Here is a 12,565-nt window from a genome sequence, read left to right as displayed (position 1 = left end):
CCTCTTTCTGTGAGTTATTGTGCCGCGACTTCCAGTGCTTTGATGCGCTGGACATCATTTTTTTCATCTTCCAGTTTCTTCAGGAGACGGGTTTCCATTTCGGACGCCGTGACTTGATCGATTTTACCGGTCACTTCGAGTTTCGCTTCTTTTTGAAGACGCTCGACGGCCTGCTTCATCGTATCGCCATAGTAACCATCCTGTCCTTTTGGATCGAAGCCGATTGCTTCGAGGACCAGGTGCGCGTTCTCGACGGCTTTGCCGTAATCCCCAGTCGCAAGTGTCTTGTCATCGGTTAGAATCTTCGTCACATTAAAGTAATCCGGCTGCTTGACTTCGACTGTCGGCTTGACCCCTTTTTTGTGAATCCAGTTTCCGTCCGGAGTCAGCCATTTATTCGTCGTCAGCTTCAAATCACTGCCGTCTTTCAAATCATAGGCACTTTGGACGATTCCTTTCCCGAACGACTTCGTCCCGACCACTTCCGCACCGGCGCCTTCTTTGAGACCGGCTGCCAGAATTTCCGAAGCCGAGGCCGATCCGCTGTCTTCAAGGACAACGAGCTTATAAGGTTTCTTCTCGTCCGCTTTCCCGAATTCCTGCGTCCGTTCCCCTTTGTTGTCCTCCACCTGGAAAATCGGTGTCTCTTTCGGAATGAACGGCGCAATCATTTGCGAGACGGCCGTCAGCAGGCCGCCCGGATTTCCCCGGACATCGATGACGAGTCCATCAATGTTTTTCTCCTCGAGCGCTGCGAGTTGTTCCTCGAACTCTTTTGCCGTCGGATCCGAGAATTGTGTCACCTGCAGGACACCAATCGTCTTGCCGTTGACTTTTTCCGTCTTCGAATAGACGGTTTCAATCGGAATCGTATCGCGGACGATCGAAATCTTCATCGGATCCTGACCGCCGCGTTGAATCGTCAAGACGACTTTCGTCCCTTTTTCGCCGCGGATTTTCTTGACCGCTTGATCCGTTTTCTGTCCTTTTGTTGATTTACCGTCGATTTCTAAAATAATATCCCCCGGTTTGATACCGGCTTTTTCAGCGGGCGATCCCTTGATTGGTGAGACGATGACAATCGATTCGCCTTTTTGTTCGAGGGTCGCACCGATTCCTTCGAATGAAGACGACAAATTCGTGTTGAACGATGCCGTTTCCGATTCGTCCATGTAGACGGAATACGGATCGTCGAGGACTTCCGTCATTCCCGTCAGTGCCCCTTCGAGCAACTCCTGATCCGTCACGTCCTCGAGATAATTTTGGGAAATCATCTGTCTGACCTGATCAATTTTTTTCCAATCTCCCGTTGCGTTAGACGAAGAACTCGTCGCCACTGAATCCGTTCCACCTGCCGCTAACATCCCGACAGCCCCTGCTCCAAGACCCAAACCAAACGTACTGACCGCTATGACGGCCGTTGTCGATTTTTTCACGCGTAATTCCTCGTTTCTGGTGTAAACCTGCTATTTTTTTCAGTATAGCAAAAAAAGATAGGTTACCCTATCTTTTCGTCAGTCGCTCGTTGAAGTTATAAGATGTACGGTGCCGGATCAACCGCATTTGGTTGTCCGACGGCCCACTCACCGCGATGGATCTCAAAGTGGAGATGCGGCCCTGTCGACCAGCCGGTTGAACCGAGTTTGCCGACGATATCCCCCGGCATGACCGTTTGTCCGGCTTTGACAGAAACCGAATCGAGGTGTCCGTAAACGGTCGTCCAGACTTTGCCGTCAATCAAATGCGTAATCATGACGACATTTCCGTAGCCGGTTGCACTGCCGGCCCGGAGGACAATCCCGCCGGCCGCTGCTTTGATTGGCGTCCCTTTGGCATTAACGAGATCGAGTCCGGTGTGCCGTTCCGACTTCCCGGTCAACGGGTTGTTGCGGGGACCGAACGGGGACGAGACATAACCTGTGACAGGCAACAGGAAAGGCTTTACGATTGCGCCCGGTTCCGATGTCTCCGGTTGGGCAGAAGGTGTTTCCGTCACCGGTTCCGAAGCCGTCGGTGGACGGGACGCTGGTTGATTTTGTTCTTGCTGTTCTTTTTCTGCTTTTGCTTTCTGCTCTGCCTGCCGCTCGGCTTCTGCTGCCGCCTCCGCTTCCCGGGCAGCGGCTGCTCTTTGCGCCGCTTCGGCACGTTCTTTTGCTTCCTGTTGCGCCCGTAGTTCGGCCGCACGCAACTCTTCCAACTGACGGCTGATCAGACGTTGCTGGTCTTCAAGGATCGCCGCTTCTTCCGCTTTCGTGAACTGTTCCTGTTGCAACTGTTCGACCTGACTGTTCAACCGGACGACCAACGTCCGTTTGACTTCGGATTCCGCGATGATCCGGGTCTGCAAAATCAACAGCTTCCGCTGCTCTTTTTTTAATTGTCCGAGTACGAGTTCCTGCTCGGACCGTTGTTCGGTTAATTGTTTGACGTTTGCCTGATAGGTCTGCAGGACACCGTCATCCTGCTTGATGATTTCACTGACAGTGCTGAAACGCGAAATCAGATCTCCAAAGTCCTTTGCATCGAGCAATACTTCGATGTATTTGACATCCCCATCCCGTTGGACGGACCGCAACCGGTCCCCGATCAATTTTTCCTGTGTCCGGAGTTTCGATTCCGTTTGACTGACGGCCCGGGTGACGATCGCCAGTTCTTCTTTGGCAACAGAAACAGCCGCCTGTTGATCCGCAATCTTACTCGCTAAATCTTCCAGACGGCTGTTGACTTCATCCAGGCGCGCTTTTGCTTCCTTGCGCTCCTGTTTCGTCAAGATCAACTTCTCCGATGTCTGATTCTGCGATTGTTCCGTCTCTTGCAGACGGGACTCGACCTCCTGTTGTTCCTTCAACAAATCTTCCTTGGACGTTGCCTGAACGGATACACTTGAACCAATTAATGCCAAGCTTAGGACGGTAGAACAGAATCGGACCTTCATGAGAAGCATCTCTCCTCTATCTTTTATTTGATTTTCAGAATTTAAATCTTCAAGAAACGGCCAAGTGACGTCGTTGATCCCCAGACACCGATGAAGGCACCGAGTGCGAGCAGAATGACAGACACTTGAATCGACAGTTCACCCGGTGGAATCAAGGTGAAAATCGAGGCATTCAATGATACGAGTTGTGGTTGCAATGCATTGTACGTCACTTCGTATCCGAAGTAGACGACGGCAATCGGAATCAGTGCCCCGAGTACCCCCATCAGCAGTCCTTCGATGAAGAACGGTGCACGGATGAAGCCGTTTTTTGCACCAACGAGTCGCATGATTTCAATCTCACGGCGACGTGAGAAAATCGTGACCTTGATCGTATTCGAAATGAGGAACATCGCCATGAATGTCAAACCGACAATCAGGATGATTCCGCCGATCCGAACCCCTTCAAGGAAGTTGAACATCTTCTCAACATAATCTTCGCCATATTCGACACTATCTATATTTTCCATTTTTTTGACGGTATTTGCAATAGTTTCTGTCTCATTTGGTGAAGTTGCCTTGACGATATACCGGTCGTGGAGCGGATTATCCTTCTCAACCGACTGGTAGGCCTGTGATCCTTCGCCAAGCTGTTCCTTGAAGCGGTCCAGTTCTTCTTCTTTTGAGCTGTAACGAACAGATTCAACACCCGGCATCTGTTCTAGTTTTTTTCCAACTGCATCGATTTTTGCCTGATCGGACTCTCGTTCGACGAACACTTGAATTTCGACGTCTTTTTCGACGTTATCGGAAATCTTGTTGACGTTGAACATGACCATCGCAAAAATCCCGACGAGTAATAAGGTCACGGTAACGGCACTGACGGAAGCGAATGTCATCCAGCCGTTTCGGACGAGACCTTTTGCCCCTTCCCGTAAATGACGGAATCCATTAAACTTCATAGCCGTACATTCCTTTCTCTTCGTCTCGGACGATTTTTCCACCGTCAATTGCGAGGACGCGATGACGCATCTTATTGACGATATCTCGGTTGTGGGTCGCCATTACGACCGTTGTCCCACGGCGATAAATCTCTTCAAATACTTCCATGATCTCCCATGCTGTATCCGGGTCAAGGTTTCCTGTCGGCTCATCGGCGATGACAAGTGACGGACGATTGACAATGGCTCTCGCGATCGAGATCCGTTGCTGTTCTCCACCGGATAATTCATCAGGATAGTTCCGTTCCTTGTGCTTCAACTTCACGAGATCGAGTACTTCAAGCACTTTCTTACGGATTTGCGAGCGGTCTTCCCCGACAACTTCAAGGGCGAACGCGACGTTTTCATAAACCGTCAAGGACGGGAGTAGTTTAAAGTCTTGGAAGATGACGCCGATTTGGCGACGAAGTTCGGGGATTTGGCGGTTTTTCAACTTACCTACTTCAATTCCTTTAAATAAAAACGAACCGCTTGTCGGACGTTCTTCGCGATACATCATTTTCATGAATGTCGATTTCCCGGCTCCGGATGGACCAACGATATAGACGAATTCGCCTTGGTTGATCGTCAAATTGACTTCACGAAGTGCCGTGACACCGTTCGGATAAATTTTGCTGACTTGTTGCATCTTGATCACTTACTTCACATCCTTACTTGATTACTGATGCTGATCAGATAGGTCTTAACGCCTACCGACCCCCATTATAACAGGCAACAATTTTTAAGCACATTACAATCAAATGTCATTTCCGGCTGATTTACATAAAAAAAGGGAGCCGGACAGCGAACATTTGTCATGTTCGTCATCTCTAGCCCCATACTATCACATAATTATTTTTTGTCAGCTAACCAATCCGCAACGGCGACGATTTCTTTGTCGTCTTTCAGGATACCGGCTGGCATTTGCCCTTTACCGTTTTTGATGATTTTTTGAATTTCTTCCGAAGAATATTTCGCTCCGACTTTCGTCAAGTTCGGTCCGACATTTCCCTCGAGATTATTCCCGTGACACGAAGCACAGTTGTTGGCGAAGATTTTTTCAGCGTCAACCGCTGTTTCTGTTTTTGACGAATCATCGCTCATCGTCGACTCGTCTTTTGATGTATCAGACGAACTTGAATCGTCACTGCCGCATGCACCGAGTACAAGCGTCGCACCGAGTCCGGCTGCGAGTAAAAGTTTTTTCAGTTTCATCCGTATATCCCCCTTAGTAAGTACCAAATAACGTTGTTTGTTATTAGAGTATAACCGTTATCGCTACTTTTTAAGCGTGATTTCACAAAAACTTCACGAATAACAAACGATTACGGCACATTCCGGTACCGTTTATCATCTGAAAAACCAAGTCCCAGCACTTCATGGGCTTCACTGACGACCAAAAAGGCTGTCGGATCGATGTGCTTGACGATTTCCTTTAACGTCGTGATTTCCCCCTGCCGGACGACGACCATCAGCATCGGCTTGCGTGTCCGGGTAAAGGCACCGGCCGCTTCGATTTCCGTCGCTCCCCGGTCAAGCGTCTGGAAAATCTCTTTGACGAGCGCTTCCCGTTGATCGGAGATGATATACGCCAGCTTATCGTTCGTGATGCCGAGTTGGACGACATCAATCATCTTGATCGTAATGAACAAGGCAACGAGGGCATACAAACCGATTTCAAGCGAGAAGATGATTGCGGCACTGATGACGATCGTCCCGTCGAGCAACGCGATACAGAAATGGAGCGGAATTTTCGTGAAGCGGTGCAGAATCTGGGCAATCAAATCCATCCCGCCGGTCGAGGCCCGGGCTTTAAAAATCAGACCGAGACCGATGCCGACACCGGCTCCGCCGAAGATCGCAGCAAGCATCGGATTCATCGTCGCTGCCGGCACCTCGAACCGTTCATAAACCAGGATGACGACCGGTAAAAAGATTGAGCCGACGAGCGATTTGACGCCGAAGCCCATCCCGAGAATCATCCAGCCGATGGCCAGCAAAACGATATTGGCAATCAGCTGAAACAAGCCCGGTGAAATTCCGAACAGATCGTTTAAGACGATCGACAGACCGCTGACGCCTCCGGAGGCCAACTGGTTCGGTGCCAAAAATAAACTGAACGCACTGGCGACAAACACAGAACCGAGCAATAAATAAATATAGTCGCGAACGACTTCCTGACGTGTTGATGTCATAACGTTACATGTCCCCTTATATAAGTTCTACAACCCGTTTTTCATTTTAGCGGAAAAACAGTGGAGCGACTAGAAGGGCTGAGCAACTCGCAGTGGTTCTCTTATACCGCACTAAAGGGTTTCGAGTACCGGACGACACCACGAATCCCTTTTAACGCCTGTCGTTCAAGCGGCATGACGAGAAAGACGTCCGTCGGTACCGGGAATGGCGCTTCGATGCCATAATCGACAGCCCGTTCGAAGCCGAACTGCGGATAATAACTGTCATGACCGAGGACAACGATATGCGATTCACCGGCTTCCCGGGCATCTTCAATCACTTGACGGATCAGTTCCGACCCGATGCCTTTGCGTTGCCAGTGCGGTTTGACACCGACCGGCGCGAGTGCGAGCGACGGAATGTCCTCGATGTAAATCCGGCTCAGCAGGACATGTCCGACAATCTCTCCCTTGTCCGTGACGGCGACGCGGCTGTAGTGCGGGAGTGACGCCTCGTCTTCCCGTAACGCTTCGACAAGATCGGCTTCCGTCCGCTGACCAAACGCGGCTTGATGGACAAGCCGGATTCCGGCCGCATCTTTGAATATTTCTGTACGAATCTGCATCTGTTCCGCCTCCTGAATCGATTGGTAGAAAAAAACCGCCGACACAAAGGCCGGCGGAATATGGACTTACATATTCATTAAGCGCAGGTACGCATCGATGAAGCCCATGATGTCGCCATCCATTGCCCCTTGCGTATTCCCAACTTCGTAGTTCGTCCGGTGATCCTTGACCATGCTGTACGGGTGGAAGACGTACGAACGAATCTGACTGCCCCACGCGATGTCTGATTTTTCACCGCGGATTTCGTCGAGTTTCTTTTGCTTCTCTTCGATTTCACGTTGGTAGAGTTTGGCTTTCAACATCTTCATTGCCGCTTCACGGTTCTTGATTTGCGACCGTTCCTGCTGACATGACACGACGACGCCTGTCGGGATGTGTGTGATCCGAACGGCAGAGTCCGTCGTATTGATGTGCTGTCCACCGGCACCGGATGCCCGGTACGTATCGACACGCAAATCTTCCGTGCGGATATCGATATCGATATCATCGTTGAATTCCGGCATGACGTCACACGACACGAACGACGTATGGCGACGGCCTGACGAATCAAACGGCGAGATCCGGACAAGACGGTGAATCCCTTTTTCCGCTTTCAAATACCCATAGGCATTGTGCCCTTGAATACGGAGCGTGACCGATTTGACACCGGCTTCGTCACCCGGCTGATAGTCCATCGTTTCGACTTTCCAGCCCTGCTTGTCACAGAAACGCTGGTACATCCGGAGTAACATCGATGCCCAGTCCTGTGACTCGGTTCCGCCCGCTCCCGGGTGCAATTCGAGAATCGCGTTGTTCGCATCGTATTCGCCGTTCAACAGGATTTGCAGTTCGAACTCGTCAAATTTCTTTTTGATGTCGCCGAGTTCCGACTCCAGTTCTTCCTGCAATTCGACGTCCGGCTCTTCTTTAATCAATTCGTACGTCAGGACGATGTTTTCGTGACCGTCTGCGAGGTGCTGGTATTTATCGACCATTGCCTTCAGACCGTTTGATTCATCGATGACTTTTTGCGCCGACTCCTGATTGTTCCAAAAGTCCGGGTATGTCATCTCATTTTCAAGCTCCTCGATGCGTGAGATTTTGTTCTCGAGATCGAGTGATGCCTTGTATTCATCGAGTTTCTTTTCCATCCACTCGGCGGTATTGCGTATTTCTGCTAATTCCATTGTGTTCCACCTTCTCTTTCCGTCAAAAGAGGCAGGAATCTCCCGCCTCTCTCAGCCGCTTCGTCACTTATGCCTGACGGCCGTGACAGTTCTTATATTTTTTACCGGATCCGCACCAACATGGGTCGTTACGTCCGATTTGTTCATTTGGATTTTTACGGACCGGTGCTTTTTTGACGACCTTGTCCTCTTTACCGGAAACGGCGACTTCGTCTTTGACGACTTTTTCGCGTTTCAAGTTCGGATCAAGATCCGCACGGAGAACGAACTGTGTCACTTCTTCCGCAATCGCTGCGTTCATCGTATCAAACATCATCGAACCTTCCGATTGATACTCACGAAGCGGATCGTTTTGACCGTAGGCACGGAGGTGAATCCCTTCACGGAGTTGATCCATCTGATCGATATGGTTCATCCAGTGCTGGTCAACGGCGCGGAGAACGATGACTTTCTCGAACTCGTCAAACGCTTCTGCCGGTACTTCCGAGCGTTTGTGCTCGTAATGGGCGAAAGTCCGTTCTTTTAACAGTTCGATGATTTCTTCGCGTTCCTTGCCGAACAAGTCCTGCTCCGATACTTTTTCTTCGAGCGCCAGTGTCTGGTTCGCCCACTCTGCTAACGCACCGATGCTCCACTCTTCCGGTACGAACTCGATTGGCGTGTACTGATGGACACCCGCTTCAATCGTCTGTTCGATCATTGGACGGACGATATTTGAAACCGACTGGGCGTCGAGAATCGCTGCCCGGTCCGCGTACATGACTTTCCGTTGGTCCGCCATGACGTTATCATATCCGAGAACCTGTTTCCGGGCATCGAAGTTATTTCCTTCGACCCGTTTTTGTGCCGATTCCACGGCCCGTGAGACCATCCGGCTTTCGATGGGTTGGGAATCATCCATTCCGAGACGATCCATCATCGATTGCAGCGAATCGGATCCGAAACGACGCATCAATTCATCTTCGAGTGACAGATAGAACTGGGATGCCCCCGGATCCCCTTGACGTCCGGCACGACCACGGAGCTGGTTATCAATCCGGCGTGATTCGTGACGTTCTGTCCCGAGGATATAAAGACCACCTTTTTCGATGACCCCTTGTCCAAGCTTGATATCGGTACCACGACCGGCCATGTTCGTTGCGATCGTAACCGAGTTCGGTTGTCCCGCATTTTCAACGATTTCCGCTTCCCGTGCATGGTTTTTCGCATTCAAGACTTCGTGGCGGATGCCGCGTTTCTTGAGGATACTGCTGAGGAGTTCAGACGTCTCGACCGCTACCGTACCGACAAGGACCGGTTGTCCTTCGCGGTGGGCACGTTCGATTTCGTCCGCGACTGCCGCAAATTTCCCGTTCATCGTCTTGAAGATCAAGTCCGGCTGATCGTCCCGGACGATTGGTTTGTTCGTCGGAACCGGTACGACATGCATGTTATAGATGTTACGGAACTCTTCTTCCTCGGTTTTCGCTGTCCCGGTCATTCCGGCAAGCTTCGTGTACATTCGGAAGAAGTTTTGGTACGTAATCGTCGCAAGTGTCATCGATTCACGTTGAATCTCGACGCCTTCCTTCGCTTCGATCGCCTGGTGCAGACCTTCCGAATAACGGCGACCTTCCATGACACGTCCCGTGAACTGGTCAATGATCATGACTTCGTCTTCCCGAACCATGTAATCAACGTCCCGGTGCATGACGGAGTTCGCACGGAGCGCAAGACTCAAGTGATGGTTCAATGCGATGTGGTCGAGCGCAAACAGGTTATCGATACCGAAATATTTTTCAGCACGGTCGATTCCCTGTTCCGTCAGTAAAACACTTTTCGTTTTGATGTCGACGGTATAGTCTTCGTCTGCTTTCATCATCTTCGCGAACGTATCCGCCTGCGAATAGAGCGCTGTCGATTTTTCGGCAGAACCGGAAATGATCAGCGGTGTCCGCGCTTCATCGACAAGGATCGAGTCGACTTCATCGACGACAGCGAAGGACAGCGGACGTTGCACGCGGTCTTCTTTATAGAGGACCATGTTGTCACGCAAGTAATCGAATCCGAACTCATTGTTCGTTCCGTATGTGATGTCACAGTTGTAAGCCGCTTGTTTCTCCTGGCGCGACATGCTCGACAAGTTCAGACCAACTGATAAACCGAGTGCTGCGTAAAGTGGTTCCATGATGTCCCGGTCACGTTTCGCCAAATATTCATTGACGGTGATGACGTGGACGCCGTTTCCGGCGAGGGCATTCAAATAGACAGGAAGTGTCGCAACAAGCGTTTTCCCTTCCCCGGTCTTCATTTCAGCGATATCGCCGTTGTGCAGGACGTATCCGCCGATCAGCTGGACACGGTAATGGCGCATCCCGAGGACACGCGTTGAAACTTCGCGACAAACCGCAAAAGCTTCCGGTAAAATATCATCGAGGTCTTCCCCGTTCTCAAGACGAGTCCGGAATTCGACCGCTTTTCCTTCTAATTCCTGATCCGATAAGGCAGCGACTTGTGCCTCAAATGATTCCACGGCATCCGCCGCTTTTTCTGCTTTTTTCAGAACACGTTTCGTCGGTGCGAATAACTCTTTTAGAAAATTAGCCATGCCTTACAGTCCCCTTACTTCGAACGATTCTTTAAACGAACAGAATTCCGAGATTTTTCCTTTATTCAGTGTACCGAATACGCCGTCAAATTTCAACAAGCGGAGCGACTGCGTCTTATGAAATACAACTTTAGTCTGAGACATGTTCTATTCACAAATAGTTTTTTATCATACCAAAAGAGGACTTACTCCATGGAGTAAGTCCTCTGTAGATTCATTATTCTGGTTCAATCAAGCCGTAACGGCCATCTTTTCGACGGTAGACGACGTTCGTGTTACCCGTTTCAGCGTCTGAGAAGACGAAGAACGTGTGACCGAGCATGTCCATTTGAAGAATTGCTTCTTCCGTATCCATCGGTTTGAGTGTGAAACGTTTTGTCCGAACAAGTTCGAGTTCCGCTTCATCCTCTTCGTAGACAGGTGCTTCTGCCTCCGGTCCTTCGAGCGTTTTGAAGTACTCCCCAATACCGCCTTCTTTGGCACGGCCTCTCCGGTTGATTTTCGTTTTATGTTTCCGGATCTGACGTTCGAGCTTATCGACGACAAGGTCGATGGCTGCGTACATGTCGCCATTGACATCCTCTGCCCGTAACAAGAGGTTTGGCATTGGAATCGTCACTTCGACTTTTTGTTTCTCATTGTTAACTTTGAGATTAACATAAGCCGTCTGCGCTTCCGTAGGAGTTGTGAAATAACGAGTTAACTTTTCAAGCTTTTTCTCGACGTAATCCTTGAGAGCATCTGTGACGTCCAAGTTTTCACCGCGAATGTTGTAGATCATGTAAACTCCTCCTTAAGTAACCGGTTGAACCTATGAATTCGTCATCGTTTCAGTCGTTTCCTTCTGAAGATTCAAAATTCTTTTGGTTCGTAATTATTATACCACGATAAGCCATGCAAGGAAATGAAAACGATGACATTCTGTTGAACATCCACCTTGAACCTTAGCGTACTATAATAGTTGTTGCATGTTGATATTAGCGTATATACCCTTAACAAATTGAGATGAAACAAAAAAACCGCTTTTAGGAGATTCCTAAAAACGGTGGCGGCTGCTAACGGGATTACAGTTTCGAGACGTTTGCTGCTTGCGGACCACGATCACCATCGACGATTTCGAACTCTACTTCTTCGCCTTCTTCAAGTGATTTGTAGCCCTCTGCTTGAATTGCCGAGAAGTGGACGAAGACGTCTTTTGCATCCGATGTCTCGATGAAGCCGTAACCTTTTTCAGCATTAAACCATTTTACTTTACCTTGTTCCATTCGAATTCACGTTCCCTTCGCAAACTGGATAGCGAGAGCAAGCTCTCTACCATCTATACTAGCAAAAGAAACAATTATTGACAATTAAAAATTCTGATTAATTTGAATTCAATATCAAATCAAACCTATCAAAGGCACTTATTGCTCTATTTTTCAAAAAATTACATTGTCATTACAGGTGTAGTATTGTATTATATCGTTAGTAATTACCTATTTTATCCATTGTCCTATCTAAGGAGGATGCAGTCGAATGCGACCATTCCATAATGACGAAAAGTATCGAATCACGAAACGGACCGTTGCGATTTTACCGTGCTATGACATGATGAAACAATCCATCATCGTCCTGGAAGACGGCTCAACGATCATGACGCCGCTTCGTCCGTATCAACTCCTGCAGCTATCCTGCAGACAGTACAACAGTTCCATCGAGGAACGGATCGTCACCGCTAAACGTGTCGCTTCCGTGAAAGGAAAAGTCCCTGTCGTCATCGAACCGACACTTGGTCTCGTCTTTTTCCCTACCAAATCACCGAAACGTGATGATTGCGAGTGGTACGCCTGGAGCCACATGTCCGAAGTCATCGAGGAAGACGGACAGACTAAACTCAAAACTCGTAATGGCATGATCCTTCCCGTAAACGCCTCTCCTTACATCGTCCGCAACCAAATGAAAGCAACCGGCGAGCTGATGGCTCGTTACCAGCAATTGAACGCGATGACATTAGAGGACCGCTTTAATGCAATTAAGTCTTAAAAAAAAATGGGTTGGGCGATGATTTCGCTCAATCCTTTTTTGTTTGTGCCGATATATAATAAGATGAAGAATTTTTCAAGAAAGGAGGTTCATCG

At 49.2% G+C, this 12,565-nt stretch carries 12 protein-coding genes; 1 reads left to right on the top strand and 11 read right to left on the bottom strand.

The genetic code is table 11. The features are described from left to right. Positions 1–14: 14 nt before the first annotated feature. The 11 genes from DVG79_RS00975 to DVG79_RS00925 form a co-directional block, all read right to left on the bottom strand. The gene (locus DVG79_RS00975) at positions 15–1,436 is read right to left on the bottom strand and encodes a S41 family peptidase (protein ID WP_114595104.1); all 1,422 of its coding nucleotides are present in this window, start codon (positions 1,434–1,436) and stop codon (positions 15–17) included. A gap of 95 nt (positions 1,437–1,531) precedes the next feature. Beyond that, the gene (locus DVG79_RS00970; protein WP_114595103.1) at positions 1,532–2,935 is read right to left on the bottom strand and encodes a M23 family metallopeptidase; all 1,404 of its coding nucleotides are present in this window, start codon (positions 2,933–2,935) and stop codon (positions 1,532–1,534) included. 41 nt (positions 2,936–2,976) lie between these two features. Beyond that, complete coding sequence (ftsX, locus tag DVG79_RS00965; protein WP_012371286.1) at positions 2,977–3,876, bottom strand: permease-like cell division protein FtsX; 900 nt, start codon at positions 3,874–3,876, stop codon at positions 2,977–2,979. Continuing rightward, positions 3,866–4,552 (bottom strand): cell division ATP-binding protein FtsE, encoded by a 687-nt coding sequence (gene ftsE, locus DVG79_RS00960; RefSeq protein ID WP_014971187.1) that lies wholly within the window; start codon positions 4,550–4,552, stop codon positions 3,866–3,868. Before ftsE ends, ftsX begins: the two co-directional genes overlap by 11 nt. Positions 4,553–4,746: 194 nt before the next feature. Beyond that, entirely contained in the window at positions 4,747–5,109 is a 363-nt protein-coding gene (gene cccB / locus DVG79_RS00955) for a cytochrome c551 (protein ID WP_199505838.1), read from the bottom strand. Positions 5,110–5,219: 110 nt separating this feature from the next. After that, positions 5,220–6,089, bottom strand: coding sequence for a YitT family protein (locus DVG79_RS00950; RefSeq protein ID WP_114595102.1), 870 nt, complete (start codon positions 6,087–6,089; stop codon positions 5,220–5,222). Between the two features lie 101 nt (positions 6,090–6,190). After that, positions 6,191–6,694: a GNAT family N-acetyltransferase gene (locus DVG79_RS00945; RefSeq protein WP_114595101.1), complete on the bottom strand. Its 504-nt coding sequence runs from the start codon at positions 6,692–6,694 to the stop codon at positions 6,191–6,193. A 66-nt stretch (positions 6,695–6,760) separates the two neighbouring features. Further along, positions 6,761–7,861 carry a peptide chain release factor 2 gene (gene prfB / locus DVG79_RS00940; protein ID WP_114595100.1) on the bottom strand — a complete coding sequence of 367 codons (1,101 nt, stop codon included), beginning with the start codon at positions 7,859–7,861 and terminating at the stop codon, positions 6,761–6,763. A 67-nt stretch (positions 7,862–7,928) separates the two neighbouring features. Continuing rightward, on the bottom strand, positions 7,929–10,448 hold the full coding sequence (gene secA / locus DVG79_RS00935; protein ID WP_114595099.1) for a preprotein translocase subunit SecA: 2,520 nt from the start codon (positions 10,446–10,448) through the stop codon (positions 7,929–7,931). A gap of 217 nt (positions 10,449–10,665) precedes the next feature. Further along, positions 10,666–11,229 carry a ribosome hibernation-promoting factor, HPF/YfiA family gene (gene hpf / locus DVG79_RS00930; protein WP_026827559.1) on the bottom strand — a complete coding sequence of 188 codons (564 nt, stop codon included), beginning with the start codon at positions 11,227–11,229 and terminating at the stop codon, positions 10,666–10,668. Between the two features lie 283 nt (positions 11,230–11,512). Next, positions 11,513–11,713, bottom strand: coding sequence for a cold shock domain-containing protein (locus tag DVG79_RS00925; RefSeq protein WP_026827558.1), 201 nt, complete (start codon positions 11,711–11,713; stop codon positions 11,513–11,515). Positions 11,714–11,963: 250 nt separating this feature from the next. Between DVG79_RS00925 and DVG79_RS00920 the strand changes: the two genes are divergently transcribed. Further along, a complete protein-coding gene (locus DVG79_RS00920) occupies positions 11,964–12,470 on the top strand; it encodes a competence protein ComK (protein ID WP_026827557.1) in 507 nt (168 codons plus the stop codon). Positions 12,471–12,565: the final 95 nt, after the last annotated feature.

This window comes from Exiguobacterium sp. RIT594 (genome assembly GCF_003339585.1).
Classification (GTDB): Bacteria; Bacillota; Bacilli; order Exiguobacteriales; family Exiguobacteriaceae; genus Exiguobacterium_A.
Note: the sequence above shows the minus strand (reverse complement) of the source record. Positions and strands in the feature narration are given on the sequence as shown.